The organism is Candidatus Woesearchaeota archaeon (assembly GCA_030651135.1).
Lineage (GTDB): Archaea > Nanobdellota > Nanobdellia > Woesearchaeales > JACPBO01 > JACPBO01.
This window is the reverse complement of sequence record JAUSCS010000010.1, coordinates 57824-73331: the sequence shown is the minus strand read 5'-3', so window position 1 is coordinate 73331 and position 15508 is coordinate 57824. Positions and strand designations below refer to the sequence as shown.

The 15508-nt window shown below is 36.4% G+C and carries 20 protein-coding genes; 11 read left to right on the top strand and 9 right to left on the bottom strand.

Features of this window, described 5'->3' with window-relative positions:
• The first annotated feature begins 15 nt into the window (after window positions 1-15).
• Window positions 16-1077 (top strand): hypothetical protein, encoded by a 1062-nt coding sequence (locus Q7J54_05850; protein ID MDO8741067.1) that lies wholly within the window; start codon window positions 16-18, stop codon window positions 1075-1077.
• 27 nt (window positions 1078-1104) lie between these two features.
• Here Q7J54_05850 and Q7J54_05845 read toward each other — a convergent pair whose 3' ends face one another.
• From Q7J54_05845 to Q7J54_05815, 7 genes are all read right to left on the bottom strand, one after another.
• Entirely contained in the window at window positions 1105-1278 is a 174-nt protein-coding gene (locus Q7J54_05845; protein ID MDO8741066.1) for a hypothetical protein, read from the bottom strand.
• A 121-nt stretch (window positions 1279-1399) separates the two neighbouring features.
• On the bottom strand, window positions 1400-2557 hold the full coding sequence (locus Q7J54_05840) for a hypothetical protein (protein MDO8741065.1): 1158 nt from the start codon (window positions 2555-2557) through the stop codon (window positions 1400-1402).
• Between the two features lie 2 nt (window positions 2558-2559).
• Complete coding sequence (locus Q7J54_05835; GenBank protein MDO8741064.1) at window positions 2560-3222, bottom strand: CPBP family intramembrane metalloprotease; 663 nt, start codon at window positions 3220-3222, stop codon at window positions 2560-2562.
• A gap of 95 nt (window positions 3223-3317) precedes the next feature.
• Window positions 3318-4232, bottom strand: coding sequence for a thiamine pyrophosphate-dependent enzyme (locus Q7J54_05830; protein MDO8741063.1), 915 nt, complete (start codon window positions 4230-4232; stop codon window positions 3318-3320).
• Complete coding sequence (gene porA, locus Q7J54_05825; GenBank protein ID MDO8741062.1) at window positions 4229-5401, bottom strand: pyruvate ferredoxin oxidoreductase; 1173 nt, start codon at window positions 5399-5401, stop codon at window positions 4229-4231. Before porA ends, Q7J54_05830 begins: the two co-directional genes overlap by 4 nt.
• A gap of 2 nt (window positions 5402-5403) precedes the next feature.
• Window positions 5404-5721 (bottom strand): 4Fe-4S binding protein, encoded by a 318-nt coding sequence (locus Q7J54_05820; GenBank protein MDO8741061.1) that lies wholly within the window; start codon window positions 5719-5721, stop codon window positions 5404-5406.
• Window positions 5705-6262 (bottom strand): 2-oxoacid:acceptor oxidoreductase family protein, encoded by a 558-nt coding sequence (locus tag Q7J54_05815; GenBank protein MDO8741060.1) that lies wholly within the window; start codon window positions 6260-6262, stop codon window positions 5705-5707. Before Q7J54_05815 ends, Q7J54_05820 begins: the two co-directional genes overlap by 17 nt.
• Window positions 6263-6366: 104 nt before the next feature.
• Here Q7J54_05815 and Q7J54_05810 point away from each other — a divergent pair, with 104 nt between their 5' ends.
• The 3 genes from Q7J54_05810 (at window position 6367) to Q7J54_05800 (ending at window position 8406) form a co-directional block, all read left to right on the top strand.
• Window positions 6367-7026, top strand: a complete 660-nt coding sequence (locus tag Q7J54_05810) for a helix-turn-helix domain-containing protein (GenBank protein MDO8741059.1) — start codon at window positions 6367-6369, stop codon at window positions 7024-7026.
• 72 nt (window positions 7027-7098) lie between these two features.
• Window positions 7099-7749: a hypothetical protein gene (locus Q7J54_05805; protein MDO8741058.1), complete on the top strand. Its 651-nt coding sequence runs from the start codon at window positions 7099-7101 to the stop codon at window positions 7747-7749.
• Between the two features lie 30 nt (window positions 7750-7779).
• On the top strand, window positions 7780-8406 hold the full coding sequence (locus Q7J54_05800; GenBank protein MDO8741057.1) for a hypothetical protein: 627 nt from the start codon (window positions 7780-7782) through the stop codon (window positions 8404-8406).
• A 33-nt stretch (window positions 8407-8439) separates the two neighbouring features.
• On the opposite strand, the gene Q7J54_05795 is transcribed toward Q7J54_05800, so the two are convergent.
• Window positions 8440-9342, bottom strand: coding sequence for an FAD-dependent oxidoreductase (locus Q7J54_05795; GenBank protein ID MDO8741056.1), 903 nt, complete (start codon window positions 9340-9342; stop codon window positions 8440-8442).
• A gap of 80 nt (window positions 9343-9422) precedes the next feature.
• Here Q7J54_05795 and Q7J54_05790 point away from each other — a divergent pair, with 80 nt between their 5' ends.
• The 7 genes from Q7J54_05790 to Q7J54_05760 all read left to right on the top strand — a co-directional run bounded on the left by Q7J54_05790 (window position 9423) and on the right by Q7J54_05760 (window position 14955).
• The gene (locus tag Q7J54_05790; protein ID MDO8741055.1) at window positions 9423-10136 is read left to right on the top strand and encodes a hypothetical protein; all 714 of its coding nucleotides are present in this window, start codon (window positions 9423-9425) and stop codon (window positions 10134-10136) included.
• A 72-nt stretch (window positions 10137-10208) separates the two neighbouring features.
• Window positions 10209-10703: a S6e family ribosomal protein gene (locus Q7J54_05785; protein MDO8741054.1), complete on the top strand. Its 495-nt coding sequence runs from the start codon at window positions 10209-10211 to the stop codon at window positions 10701-10703.
• A gap of 39 nt (window positions 10704-10742) precedes the next feature.
• The gene (locus Q7J54_05780) at window positions 10743-12050 is read left to right on the top strand and encodes a translation initiation factor IF-2 subunit gamma (protein MDO8741053.1); all 1308 of its coding nucleotides are present in this window, start codon (window positions 10743-10745) and stop codon (window positions 12048-12050) included.
• A gap of 91 nt (window positions 12051-12141) precedes the next feature.
• On the top strand, window positions 12142-12717 hold the full coding sequence (locus tag Q7J54_05775; GenBank protein ID MDO8741052.1) for a hypothetical protein: 576 nt from the start codon (window positions 12142-12144) through the stop codon (window positions 12715-12717).
• Between the two features lie 7 nt (window positions 12718-12724).
• A complete protein-coding gene (locus Q7J54_05770) occupies window positions 12725-12946 on the top strand; it encodes a hypothetical protein (GenBank protein ID MDO8741051.1) in 222 nt (73 codons plus the stop codon).
• A gap of 43 nt (window positions 12947-12989) precedes the next feature.
• Window positions 12990-14378: a hypothetical protein gene (locus Q7J54_05765; protein ID MDO8741050.1), complete on the top strand. Its 1389-nt coding sequence runs from the start codon at window positions 12990-12992 to the stop codon at window positions 14376-14378.
• The gene (locus tag Q7J54_05760) at window positions 14368-14955 is read left to right on the top strand and encodes a hypothetical protein (GenBank protein MDO8741049.1); all 588 of its coding nucleotides are present in this window, start codon (window positions 14368-14370) and stop codon (window positions 14953-14955) included. The genes Q7J54_05765 and Q7J54_05760 overlap by 11 nt, the downstream gene beginning before the upstream one ends.
• 70 nt (window positions 14956-15025) lie before the next feature.
• Here the strand turns inward: Q7J54_05760 and Q7J54_05755 are convergent, their stop codons facing one another.
• Window positions 15026-15508: a hypothetical protein gene (locus Q7J54_05755; protein MDO8741048.1), complete on the bottom strand. Its 483-nt coding sequence runs from the start codon at window positions 15506-15508 to the stop codon at window positions 15026-15028.

Genomic DNA, 15508 nt, shown 5'->3' with positions numbered 1-15508 from the left:
TTTAAAGGGAATTAAATGAAAATGAACAAAAATTTATATAGTAGGATTATAAATTCAATAACGAGAAAGGAGATTATGAAAAGACATATAATTTTATTTGTATTCGTAATGTTGTTAATTAGCGGGTGTACCACACAAGAACCACCTCAACTTGAAGAACTTGTATCGGAAGAAGGCGGTTTCTCAATTATGTTACCTGGAAAACCTAAATTTGAAACTAAAACCATCAACACAGAAGCGGGTTATTTAACTACAAATATTTATGTTGTTGAGGCTAATGGAGTAGCGTATGCTGTAATGTATACGGATTATCCTGAAGAAGCAATTGCGAATTTAACTGCTGAACAAATACTAGATAATGCTCGTGATGGATCTGTTGCAAATTCTTTTGGAACCCTTGTTAAAGAAGAGATAATATCTATCAATGGAAACCCTGGAAGGTACATAACTATTGCTGTAAAAGGAGGGGGCATTAGGCAAAGAGGATACCTCGTTAATAATCGCATATATAGTATTGCTATTGCTACGTCATCAGATAAAATGTTTATTAAAACAATATCTAAAGTACTAGAATCTTTTAAGTTATCAAACTATAATACGTCTATTGAAAAGTCTGAAAGTGGTTTTAAGGAATATAAAAATACCGACATAGCCATAAAGTCTATTATTTATCCGGAAGATTGGAGTTTTGAAGTTAGCGAAGATAGAGCGGTAGCAAGTTTTTCATCACCAGACAGAATAGCCGGGTTTGATATTGGCGTATATATTTATGATAAAATCATAAATTTAGAAACGTTCCACTCCCAACTTTTACAGATGTTTCCTGAAGACCCCGATGTAGAATTCACAATCTTAGATGAGGAAATAAAAGTAATAAATACTCATAAATGGTTGATTTCTAATCGTATCGTAAAAATTAATGATGTGTCTATATATCAGAGATTTGGTTTGATATTAACAGGATACTATGACAACCAGCAGACCATACAAATTGTTATGGAGACAGACGAAGAGCATTTTGAAGAATATAAATTACTATTTGATAAAATAGTAGAATCGATTAGATTTACAATATAATAAAGGTCAATAGCTAATTCCAAAATATTATTTTTTTGGTTTTGTTTTTGAAATTATAAAGAAATCTTTTCCAACATATCCACAATCAAGACATTTCCACCCAACCAAACCTTGAGTTAATATAGGGTTTCCTAGTTTTGAGAAACCTTCTGCAATTACAATCTTTTTACTACCGCATCTCGGACATACTTGTTTTGCCATATGTTAATAAATAAAGTGGGGATTATAAAAAGATTTCGTTTTATTTGGAATTAGCAATTTCGTCCGAAAAGTTCAAGTCACCGAGTTAGAATTAGTAAATTTAGTTAGAGCCCCAGAAAATTTAATATTGTTCGATAAATGAGTAGTATGATTGTTTTAACTCGTCATTATTTAATCTATCGCAGAACATAAACTTTTTACAACTCACAATAAACAGTGTTGTTTCGACAGTATTATTTTTATCAGTGATGCAATATATACTCTCAATTCTTTCATTTTCTGCATCTATCAAAGGATAGCAATTTTTATCCTTGATTTTAACAAAATCATATCTTCTTTTATCCATGACTAGCGTATATTTGTTTTCAACGAACCAATTGTTAATTTCGGGTCTTAAATCAGCATTAATTTTTGATTCATCTAAATGCGTACTAAGATTAAAATAGTAAAAATTTTTTCCTTGTACGGGGATTTTACTATCGCTAAACAAAGTATAGACTGTCCAGTTTTTTTGTAAAGGCATTTTGTAAACTGTATAAGTTATTCTATCCTCTGGTTTTAATTTGAGATTGGCATAGTCTGTGATTGAATAGTACATATAAAAAGTAGTGGCGATGGGTGTCAAATCACCAATATCTGAAAGAAGATTATCCCTAAATTCAGGAGTAATATAATTATAAATTTCTGTTAAATTGTCTGTTGGAAATGAACTATACAAGAAATTCTTTTGTTCTTTTGTTATTGAATTCAGTATATTTTTATCTTGGAGACTATAACACCTTGAATTAATGGTCTTATTAAAAACTAAATAATTATCAAACTCGTATAAGCATATCTTGTCTCTTTTATTCATAAATTGTTGAATAAATCTATTAGATCTCTCATATCTTTCACGACTCTTAACCTCATAATCTGAAGGGTACATCACTTTAAGAAATTCGTCATCCCATCCCTTTTGTATCAAACGAATACTGTTGAGGAAAAATATTTCGGACTTTTCTTGACTTGTTTCAATATATACAGACTTAACTTTTGGTGGTAAGCCTTCTTTTGTGGCGTGAGTAAAATAGATATGAATATATTGAATGGGATAGTTAAAAATTCTATAATCTAAAATTTCGGTTTTTTCATTAATTATGGGGTTTGTCTTGTCATATTCTTCAATAGCCACAGCTTTAGGATATCCTATTTGAAGATAAATATAGCAATATAAGAACACGACTAAAAGAAGCACTAGGAAGAATGTTCCAAATCTTCGAATATTGAATTTATTAAACATTGTCAAAACCACCAGCCATGAATCAAAGCATAATTTAAAAAAATAACGAACATATTGTATAGCGAATGCAGCCACATTACCGTGATTAACCCTTTTCTTAAATATATTTTACCAAAAATTAAGCCAATAATAAATGTAGGAATAAGGTATAAAATTGTATAAATTGCTGGTCCGCTTCCAAAATATAGATGGGATAAGCCAAACAATAGAGAAGAAAAAACCAAAGAGATTACTTCAGCGTGTTCTGTCCACTTAGAGATAATCTTTTTAGTCCAATTTAAAATTCCCCATCTAAAAACTAATTCTTCGAGTGGACCTGCTAGAAGTCCAAAAAACAGCAAGTAGGTAGGAGGAAAAAATTTGAAAACTGTTTCAAGGTCAGACAATTTTAAACCCAACATTTCAAAAAATAATCCAACTACTATGGCAATTATAAAAGTACCAAAGAAATAAACAGAAATTTCTTTAAAAAAATTAATGAACCAGTTAAAACCATCACTCCAATTATCAGTTTCTCTTTTCTTCATGAATATTGCTAGAAAAAATAAGCCTATTGTTAGACTTAAAAAGAATAACCCTCTAAAGCCGATAGAAAATGAAAGAATAAATGTTATGAGAGCAAAGAATAGAATCCAGTTACGTAAAGTAGTAGAGTCTTTTTTCATACAAAGATAATTTTGAATTAAAAGTATATAAATCTTCCGACAGATTTTTTGGGGCTCGTAGATGTTGCGTTTAGATAAGACGAGGCGACTTGAATCTATTTCCCGCACAGCTTCAAAAGCTTTTCCCACTCTTCATCAACATTCTTCTGGATCTTTTCAAGAATTTCCTTGTTCTCGGGCTTGAATAAATGCGCAAATCTTCCCTGAGTCTTCAAATAGTCTGCTACTGGAATTGGCTTTGCAGGATCATAATTTAGCTTGTAAACTCCATTCTCAACTTCATACAATGGCCAGAACCTGCTTTCAACTGCAAGCTTTGCGATCTCCATTGTCATATTTCCTGGAAACTTCCAGCCAAGAGTGCAGGGCTGCAGAACAGCCAGAAATGCAGGACCGTTTGCATTAAACGCTTTCTCTGTTTTTGCATAGAGGTCATTCCAATGGGCAACAGTTGTCTGCGCAACATAAGGGATATTATGAGCAACCATGATCTTTGTAATGTCTTTTTTAAACTGTTCCTTGCCATGATGCACTTTTCCTTCTGGCGATGTTGTTGTAGCTGCTCCTAATGGAGTTGCAGAGCTTCTTTGAACTCCTGTATTTTCATATGCTTCATTATCATATAAAACATAAACAAATTTATGGCCTCTTTCCAATGCTCCAGACAGGCTTTGCAAGCCAATATCATAAGTACCGCCATCTCCGCCGAATGCAACAAACTTGATGTCTTTTTTTACCTTGCCTTTTCTCTTCAGAACATTATATGCTGTTTCAACTCCTGAAATTGTTGCAGCAGCGTTTTCAAACAAAGAGTGGATCCAGGGAACTTTCCATGCTGTATGAGGATAAACTGTTGAAGTTACTTCAAGGCAGCCAGTTGCGCATGATGCAACAACATTGTCTGTTGCTTTTAACACAGTATTTATTATCTGAGGAAAACCACATCCAGCACAAGCCCTATGTCCGGATGCAAACCTGTTCTCTTTCAGCGATAATTCTTTTAGGTTCATTTTCTTAGTCCAACATATTTTTCCTGTTTTTTATTTTCTAACAAATTTTCAAAAATATTTTCAATATCTTTCTTGAAAATCTCCCTTCCGCCCAATCCGAATACTATGCTTGAAACATCCGGCTTTTTATCTAATGAAAATAATGAATTTAAGATCTCTGAATAAAGCGGGGCATTCGCGCCGTAAGATTCTGCCCTGTCCAGAACAGCAATTTTTTCTGCATTCTTTAATGCTTCTTTTATTTCTTCATATGGGAAAGGCCTGAACAGCCTTATTTTTAACAATCCCACTTTCTTTCCTTTGCTTCTTAATTCATCAACAACATCTTTCACAACTCCTGCAGTTGAGTTTAGCACAACAATAATTGCTTTCGCATCCTTTGATTTATATTCCTCAAAATAGCCATATTCCCTGCCTGTTAATTTTGAGACTTCACTGCCTATTTTCAAAAATTCATTTTTTGCGTTCTGCATCGCATCATCAAGCTGGCTTTTTGTTTCAAAATAATAATTTTGCAATTGTATCGGGCCATAAGTTATTGGATGATCAACATCAAGCAATGAGTACTTTGCCTTGTATTCCCCGACAAAATTTTTAACGATATTATCGTCTAAAATTTCAACATTTGCAACGCAGTGTGAAGTTATAAAGCCATCCTGGCAGACCATGACTGGCAATAAAACATTTTTTGATTCTGCCAGTTTAATCGCAATCAAATTGTTATCATAAGCTTCCTGCGCATCCTCGCTGTAAATCTGTATCCATCCTGTGTCTCTGCACGCCATTGAATCTGAATGGTCGCAATGTATATTTAATGGAGCTGACAATGCCCTGTTGACAACATTCATGACAATCGGAAGCCTTAAGCCGGAAGCAACCGGAAGCACCTCAAACATCAATGCGATTCCCTGCGACGAAGATGCAGTCATAACCCTTGCACCAGCTGCGCTTGCGCCAACAGCAATGCTCATTGCACTGTGCTCTGATTCAGCGTCAACTGTTTCCCCTGAAACTTTTCCATCTGCATAAAACTGAGCAAAGGTTTCAATGATGAATGTTTGGGGCGTTATGGGATAAGAGGGAATTACATCCGGGTCAATCTGCCGCATTGCCTCTGCAGCTGCTTCATCTCCTGTTAGCGCAATTGTTTTTTTATTTGTTTTAGGCATTTTTATTTTTTAAACTCCCCTTCTGGCTTCATTGTGATTGCTTTTACCGGGCATACTTGCGCACATATTCCGCATCCCTTGCAATATCTGAAATCTGTGCCGAGGCGCTTTGCCCCTAGTTTTTCATCCTTAACAACAATTATGCACATGTCAGGGCAGTGCTGCACGCAGATCATATCCTGGTTGCATTTAGTTGCATCATAAACAGGCCTTTCTGCCCTCCAGGATCCAGTTTCTTCCTTTGAAGTTGAGCCTGGCTCTATGATTACGCCGCCAATTGGCATTTCCTTGCTCGACATTAATTTAGCTTTTGGTTTCATTAAAGCCCCTTGCCACAGCATTTATGTTTGCATTAGTTTTTTCTTCGCCAAGCTTTTTTAAAAAATAATCTTTTATTTTTTTGTTGATCTCTTCTAAATCAACCACATTCGTTGCCTTTATCAACGCACCCAATAAGGGCGTATTTGGCTTGTTTGCCTTTATTGTTTCAAAAGCTATCTTTGTTGCGTCCAATGCAAATATTTTTCCGTTAAAGTTTGTTATTTTTTTCACTTCGGCAGGATCCTTATTTGTGTTCACAATTAAAATGCCGCTTTCTTTCAAGCCTTCAGCAACATCAATCTGCTCGATAAAGTAAGGATCTATAACCATGACGACATCAGGCGCAACTATTGAGGAATAATTTCTTATTTTTTTATCGGATATTCTTACATATACTTTCATTGGGGCGCCCATTCTTTCTGCTCCGTATTCAGGGAATGCCTGCACAAACTTTCCTTTTTCCATTGCAGCCTCTGCTATAAACTGGGCAGCTGATTTTGCGCCCTGGCCTGCTCTGGAGTGAATTCTTATTTCAATCATTCAGGGTAAAAAAAGAAGTTTTATAGTTTTTAAATGTTGTGAATTCGAAAAACTTAAAAGTAAACATTAGGTTTAAATAGTAATGGTTTTTTAATGCCTAACATATGTGGGTCATTAAATTCAAGGTTTTTCATAAGGATTGCGCATTCAGCCCGTTGTGCAAAAAACACAATGTTGTTGATTTGGTTTATTTGTTAGGATTTGTTTCAACCCATAATAAATTCCAATGGACCAATATGCACATTCTAGAAGGGGCAAAAGAATCAATTGAGAAGTTTATTGATGATCTAAGAAAGAATAAAATTGTTAAAAAAGTAGAGGCGTATAAGAATTATTTAATAACCATAGAAGAAGAAAATTTAAAACGATATAAAATCTTTTCTTCTTTATTTTCAAAAGAGCTTTTTTATATAAGGCCAATAATGATAAAACCGGATAGATTTGAATACTGGTGTTTGGCTGCTTGGAATAGAAGTACGTTGATAAAAGCCTTTAATGCCTCTAAACATTTTGGAAGTTCAGACTTATTGGAAATAAAAGAGACTAAAATAGACAAAATCTTCCTGCCGCACATAACCCCGGATATCACAGACAAACAACTCCAAGCAATAAAGTTGGCGATCAAGCGTGGATATTACAAGTTTCCTAAACAAATTGATTTGAGAAATTTAGCAAAAGAGGTAAAGATCTCCAAGGAAACTTTCTTTGAGCATTTAGCTAAGGCAGAATCAAAGATTCTTCCGTTTTTGACAGAAAACATGTGATTTCTAACTACCCCACAGGTTAGGGTAAAATTAAAAATATAAGATCTGTTATTCTACTTTATGGTGATTAAAATGGAAGATGAAACGATGGATGATGTTTTAAATCAAATCAAATTCCATGGAACAATTGGGGAACTAGAATCAGCTCTAGAAAAGCTGGAAAGCATAATTAATAAAACGCATCGTGTAAAGATGGGCTTTTATGGGGAGATTGTGGAATTAGACAGTATTTATAACCATGACATTGAAGTTTCAAAAGCCCTTGGACTTCCTCATGGCGAACTCATTAAATTGAAGCCAGGACAAGATTATACGATAAACCTGTATATTTGTCATGCCGGATCCCCTGTTAAAAATAATATTTGGAAAGGAAGAGGAGATGCACATGTATATACCCACAAATGCAACATGGCAGTTGATGGCGCACCTCTATATGGCATTATAAAGACTTTTAACGTGTTTGTAGACGCTCTTGATTTTTCAAAAGTCGAAGTGGAAGAATACAAAGAACAACTTAAAATATATGCTAAAGATAAGCACAATCCCATTTTAAGAGAAAGATTTGAATTTGTATTCTTGAGAAGGACATCAACTATTCACTCTGATAAATTTTCAGATATTGATGAGAAATTCTCAGAGTGCATGCGTTATGTCTTAAGAACACATGAAATAAAACCACATAGAATTAAAGACAATCTAGTAATTGAAAACTCGATTTATTAACAAATTGTAAGAGATAAATAATGAGAACAAATGGAAAATAAAGTTGACCTTGAAGAAATAAAAAATAGAATTGAAAATCTTGAAAAAGAGGTTGAAATACCTTATATAGTCAACGAAATAGGTTTTGAGCAAGGGCATTTTGATTATGGAGAGGTCAGGTATTGTTTTGCTTTAAGAGGAATTGTTTATGATATTGCTTTGGATGGGATTGGTCTAATAGGGAATGCTAGATTAGAACTGCATGATATTAGAAGACCAAAAGGTAACAAAAAAAGGCTTATGATTGTTAATGGAAAACTTGAATCTATTTATCTTGAATTAGCCGATCTTAACTTTTTAAGTTGGTCTATAAGCACAAAGGAATCAGAGTCGGATGTATTAATAAAAGATTTTGGGCATACTGCTCTCTTTGATGAGGATACGCGCGATAAATTATACCCAGAGAAACCTAATTACAAACCTCGCTATAAATTAGACTTAGAGGATGTAATGGCAAAACGAGGAATTAACTTAGGAGGAGAATTAGTAGAATTAACATTCTTCCCAATTGACAATCAATTAAAAAAAATATATTATAAATTAAAAGGATTAAAAGAATCATTTAATCAATTGAAAGGTCATATTACCGATTTTGAATATTTTCCCCCAAGAGACTAACCTTATATCAAAATAAAAACTTGAAAAGAAAATCTATTTCAACCCACCCAAATACTTTATAACTCCCAATGCAGCCTTTGCTCCTTCTCCTGCTGCTACAACGATCTGCTTTTCCGGCGTATTTGTCACGTCGCCTGCTGCAAAGATCCCTGGAATATTTGTCCTTGCTGACTGATCTATTATTATTTCGCCGAATTCATTCTTTTTGGCAATATCCGCAAAATCTGTTTCGGGAACAAGGCCAATTTCAATGAAAATGCCCTGAACATTCAGAGTTTTTATTTTTTTATCCTGCTCTGCCTTGATTCCTGTTACAAACTTATCTCCCGATATTTCAACTATTTTTGAGTTGTTTAAAACAATTACTTTTCTATTTTTTTCAACCTTTTGCATTAATACTTTCTCTCCGCCAAGCTTGCCGGCTATATTGATCACATAAATCTTATTTGCATACTTTGTAAGCTGCAATGCCGCATCAAGAGCAGAGTTTCCTCCGCCAATGACAGCAACATCTTTTCCGGCAAATAAAGGGGCATCGCATACTGCGCAATAAGTTACGCCTTTCCCCCTGAATTCCTTTTCACCTGGAATATTGAGCATTTTGGGCTTTTTGCCTGAAGCGATGATTATTGTTTTTGTCAGGTATGTTTTGTTATTTTTTGTTTTAATTTCAAAAATGCTGTTTGGCTTTCTTAGCTCAACAATTTCATCATTAATAATCTTGACATTATACTTTTTAACATGCTCTTCAAACTTTTGCGTAAGCTCTGCTCCTGTTATGAACTGGTAGCCAATATAATTTTCAACATCTGATGACCATGCCGCCTGGCCTCCAATGTCTTTTGAAATAACAAGAAAATCCAGCTTGTTTCGGGCTGCATAGACAGCAGCACTCATTCCTGCCGGCCCGGCGCCGATTATTATTAAGTCATGCATTACACACCTCACAATTTTGAAGTTTTTAAATGTTGTGGAATTCGAAATGTTTATTAAGTCAATTATTTAGTATTTTCAATATGGCATGGTACAGCTTCATTTTACCTGTTTTGAACGCAGCATTGATCTTTTTAACATGGGTCTGGCATTTCTTTCTGGTATGGCTCGGCATATTCGGCAGCTATTTCACAAGCTTCAGCCTGATCTGGATCGGCATCCCTGTGTTTTTGAGCTGGTTTTTTGCAGAATTTTTTCAAGAGAAGAAGGGAACATCTTTGGGAAATGCTATTTCCAACGGAATCATACCTTTATGGGTGGGAATAGACTGGGCAAGAACTGTTTTTGTAATGCTTGAATCAGGAAAAATACTTTTCGGAATTTATTTCTTCCTTAAATTATTTTTGGCAGCGCTCATGTTTGCATACGGAATCTGGATAATAATTGAAGGAATAAAGGCAAAGAAAATGGTGCATTTTATCGGAAGGGTCCGTGTTGTAACGTATTTTGCGCTTGCTTTCACGCCGATATTCTACGATAAAGTAAAGCCGACATGGCAGGTTTTTCTTGCAATATTTATATTTTTCCCGGCATTCTATTATTTGATTGAGCTGATAGATAAAATAACCCCTAACCCCGAATCAATTAAAGAGGAAGCAAAAATGGAGGGCTTTGAAAAAGAAGAATTGCCGCAGATGGGCAGGGAAAAGCCAAATATGAATCCTTTAATGCCCACTAACCCGTATTTCCAGCATCCGACACAGCCAGCAAGCATGAGGGAGAGATTGTTCCCATAATCTTTATAAACAAACACCCACTTCTCACTATTGCTGAGGCTTGCTGCAAAGCTTAAGTCCTCGGGAGGAAAAATGGACATAAAACTAACAATAAGCGACTCTAAGACAGGAAAGTCTTACAAGAGAGAGCTGAAAGGACAGGATTCTAAGGTGCTGATTGGGAAGAAGATCGGCGACATTGTAAAGGGCGACAATATGGGCTTTAGCGGCTATGAGTTCCAGGTGACTGGCGGCTCAGATGACTGCGGATTTCCGATGAGGAGAGATGTTGAAGGTATTACCAAAAGAAAGATCTACACTGTAAAAAGCAAAGGAATCAGGATTGCGGAAAAGGGCATTAAGCTGAGAAAAACAGTTGCCGGCAACACAATCGGAATAAAAACTTCTCAGGTGAATTTAAAGATTACAAAAGAAGGGAAAGAAAAGTTTGCTGAAGAAAAGAAAGAAGGCGAAGAAGCGGCAAAGGAAGAAAAACCTGCTGAAACAAAGAAAGAGAAACAAGAAGAGCCTAAGGAAGAATCTAAAAAAGAAGAAAAGCCAGCAGATATAAAAGAAAGCCGAGCATAAGAAAGAAGAAAAAGCTGAATAAAAAAATAAAAACTTAACATGCCAAGGAAGAAACCAGAAGAATCTGAAAAAATAGAAGAAAAAGAAGAAATTGCAATAAAAAAAAATAGCAAAGAAGAAAAAGTACAGCCGGAAATAAATATAGGGATGGTCGGGCATGTTGATCACGGCAAAACAACTTTAACAATGGCCATGACAGGCAAGTGGACTGACACTCATTCTGAAGAGATCAAAAAAGGAATAACAATAAGATTGGGCTATGCTGATGCATCGTTCTACAAATGCAATAAGTGCGAAGGAACAGACGCTTATACAACGCAGCCGGTCTGCAAGAAATGCGGCGGCAAGGCGGAATTTTTGAGAAATGTCAGCTTTGTTGATGCTCCTGGCCATGAATCCCTGATGGCGACAATGCTTTCCGGAGCAACTATAATGGACGGAGCTTTGCTGCTTGTTGCTGCAAATGAGGAATGCCCGCAGCCGCAGACAAGAGAGCATTTGATGGCGCTGGAAATAATAGGCATCGATAAGGTTGTTGTGGTGCAGAACAAGGTGGATGCTGTTTCAAGGGAAGGCGCGCTCCAGAATTATAATCAGATAAAGAAGTTTTTGGAAAATACAAAGTTCAAAGATGCCCCGATAATCCCGATAAGCGCGCAGCACAAGGTCAATATCGGAGCATTGATAGAGGCAATACAGAAAATTATAACAACTCCTGCGCGAGATTCAACCAAGGACCCTATTATGTTTGTCGCAAGGTCATTTGACATCAACAAGCCAGGTGATCTGCCTGAGAAGCTTATCGGAGGAGTTTTGGGCGGCTCATTGAAGCAAGGCATGCTTAAAGTAAATGATGAAATAGAAATAAGGCCGGGTTATGAAGTGACAGAAGCAAATAAAAAGATATGGAAACCATTAAAGACAAAAATTGCAGGATTGATGACTGGCTCTGAAAAAGTAGATGCTGTCAAGCCAGGCGGCTCGATTGGAGTGCTTACATTATTGGATCCTGCCATCATAAAAGCAGATTCCTTGGGCGGCGCCATAGTTGGACTTCCGGGAAAGCTGCCTAATGTGTGGTATAACCTTAACTTGGAAACGCATCTGCTTGAAAGGGTTGTAGGATCTAAAGACGAGCTGAATGTTGAGCCTATAAAATTAGGAGAATCCTTAATGCTCAATGTAAACTCAGCAGCAACTGTCGGCATTGTCACAAAGATAGGCAAAAACAAGGCAGAGTGCAGGCTGAAGCTCCCAGTATGCGCTGAAAAAGGGTCAAGGGTTACGATTTCCAGATTAATTAAGACAAGATTTAGGCTTATCGGCTACGGGATAATAAAAGAATAAGCTTAAATTCATAGAAAGCTTTATAAATTAGTTATTTCAATATAGCTGTATTGCATATTTTAGTTCATATATGTTAAAAAGAGGTGTGAAAATGAGGATGAGAAAAAAGGGCGCTTTGGAGCTTTCTATAAATGCGATCGTGATCTTGATCCTTGCAATAACAATGCTCGGCCTTGGGCTTGGATTCATGAAGAAGACATTTGGAGGGGTTACAGAACAGTTCGGAGAGGTTTCTGATCAGATGAGAAAAGATATGACTGAGAGGTTAAAAGAATCAGGAAAGAAGATAGATGTTGATGCCAACATATTTGATATGAAAACAAGCGATCAAAAAACAGTTTATCTTGCTGTGAAGAACGACTACGATAGCGCCCAAAAGTTTGATATATGCACCGAGGATAATGGAGCTGCTACTGGCTGTACTCTTCCTACAGGACAAACTCTCGATTGTCAGCATATAGATGATAGTGCTACTTGCGATTCTATTTCTATCGAAACAGTTAAAGACATGTTTATAGAAGATGGCGAAGTAGCAGTTATACCTGTTTTGGTAAAAGTGGATTCAAATGCTGTAAGAACAACCTTTATATTTAAGGTTGCTGCAGAACCTCAAACAACAGGTGCAGGGGAATCAGCTGTAATTGATCTTTTCATAACAGTCACATGAGGCCAAGATGAAAATCAAAAGACGCTTAACGCAGGCAGAAGAATTCGAGATTATGAAGATCACATTTGACAAGTTTTTGTGGGTTGGCGTAATTATTATGCTGTTCGGCCTGTATCAATTATTCCAGGAAGCGGCAATCAACCCGATCTACATTATTTTGATTGGAGCAGTGATCCTTGTAATCTTCATGATAATAATAGCCAAGGAATATGAAATAAAAAGGGTTTGATTTTGTTTTTTAAGTTTCATAATCTTTCATAAAGTGAGAATAAATGAAAAAAAGTCATTATTTATTTTTAATATCAATAATTGTTCTTGTTTTTTTAATAAGCGCTTGCGGAAAAAAAGATACTGCTGAAAAATGCAAATCTGATTCTGACTGCGCAGCAAAAACATGCTATGATTCAAGCTGCGTTAAGGGAAAATGCAGCTATATTGCTGAAATGAACTGCTGCGGAAACAAGATAAAGGAAGCTGGAGAAACTGAGTGCAGCTGCCCTGCAGATTATGGCCAGTGCGCAGCAAAAACAAAAGAAGGAATAACTTACGCCTGCAATGAAAAGGACGAATGCGTTCCAACAACAACTGCGCAAACATTCTCTTCAGAAAAGGATGTTGGGAAATTCAAGCTCCAGTTGAGCACAACACTGGATAAGCCATTTGATACAAGGCGCTCCATTCTCGGATTGGGCATAATGCTTGTTCAGCTTGATGCAGGCGTAACTGATGTAAAGATAAACAAGGTGATGGTTGAATCATCAATCAGTAGTTCGACTGTCTTGTTGGGGGAAAAATCGCTCGAAAGGACATTGTGGAAAATCAGCGATGTAATAAGCGATGATATAATGATTGATTATGATTTTGGCGCTGATAAAGCGGATAAGCAGATATCCCTAAGAATATTTTATGAGTATAAAGACAAGGGAATAAGCAGCAGCGGAAGCTATGCCGAGCAGATAAAAACCCCTGTAACTTTTGTCAGAGGGCCTGAAACATTATGCCCAGATTCGTGCGATGACGGCAACAGATGCACAAATGATTATTGCAATGAACAAACAAATAACTTCTGCAGGCATGATATGCTATCTGATTGCAATGGAAACTGGATCTGCGAAACTGGCGAGACAAAATGCAATGCTCCAACAGACTGCGGGCCTTGCGAAGGAGATGTTGGAAGCTACATGCAGTATGGCTGCTTTGAAGATGAATGCCAAGTTGCTGTAAAAGAAGGCAGCCAGTTGTCAAAGACATATCCTAACACAAAAACTGCATCTTATTTTACATTAGACTTTGATGTTTTTCTTAAGCAACCGCTGAATATAAAAAATAATACAGTCAAGATAGATTTCACACTGAACAAATTCGACGAAAAGAATGCTGTTCTGCCGCTGATGATAAAGAAAGTCCAGATAAATGACAAGACCGTTGTACTTGGGCAAAAAACAGATGTGCTGGTTTTTTCAACTGTAGGCCAGACAGACAGCATTGAGATCCCGGTGAGCAGCTATGAATTTGAAGGCTACCAGAAAGATATTTACTTCAATATAAAAATAGACTATGAATTTGGAAAAACCAGCTATGGAGCAATAACCGCTTATGCAGATTCATTTGAGCAGGCGTTAAAAGAAAAAGTAACCTTGATAAAGTCAGATGTCAACTAAAAACAAGAAAGGAATGGAGTTGAGCATAAATTTTATAGTGATGCTTATCTTAGCTATTGTTGTGTTCGGGCTTGCAGTAACATTGACATATAAGTTTATGCAGCAGGCTTATACAACGCAAAGAGAGCTTGACCAGCAAACAAGAGCGCAGATATTAGATGCGCTCGATACAGGAGCTAAAGTTGCTGTTATTCCGGAGTCCATTAACATAAGGACTGGAAAGAGCGATATTGTTGGGATTGGCATAAGAAATATTCTGGATTCCGGGGATACATTCAGCATAAGCGTTAAATGGAGTGCTGCTATTGATGAACAAGGTGAAACAATTTCAACTGCAACAGAAGGCACAACTAAATGGTTTATCTATCCAACTACTAAAACAATTAAAAAATTTGAAAGGGATGCTGTAGGGGTTGCGTTCAATATTCCTGGCGGAGCGAAAGCGGGGACTTATATTTATGATGTGATGGTCTGCAAACCAGAGGTTCTTGTTGGAAATTGCATAGCGGATCCATCAAATGCACCAACTCAGGCTTATGACCAGCAGATCCACAAGATTTATGTTTATGTTTCTTGAAGTGATGATGGGTTCTATTTTGGGTTTTTAACTTTCAGAATAGGCATCGTCTGTTAGAGAGTTTTGTCCTTTATTTGTATGTCTCAGTTGCCTTTTCAGTTTCTTTAGTTTTCAGATAATTTATCCTTTCTTGATAAAACCCAGTCATATCTTTGAAATGGCTATTTTCAGGATATGCTTTAGCGGCCTCTTCATACACTCCCAATGCTGCCTCCAACCCGCCTATCTGCCGTTCTAATGGGCTTTTCTTTTCCTTAACCAATTCATGCATTCGTTCGTAACCGGCCAGCCCCACCCACAATTTATATGCGGCAATGTCATCAGCCGGGTTGTTGTCTTTTACAGCAGATTTACAAAGCTCAATTGCCTCGCCATATTTATCTTTTTGCCTTGTATTAGATAGCCACCTTGCCTTTTCGTAGTTTGATAGATTCCTTGGTGGAGCCCGTGGATGATGTGGTGGAGTAGATAACAAATATGTATAGAGAACTCCAGCTAAAATAAGAGGAATTAAGTAAATCTTTCTAAATTTTGATTTTTTATTTTTTTCCAT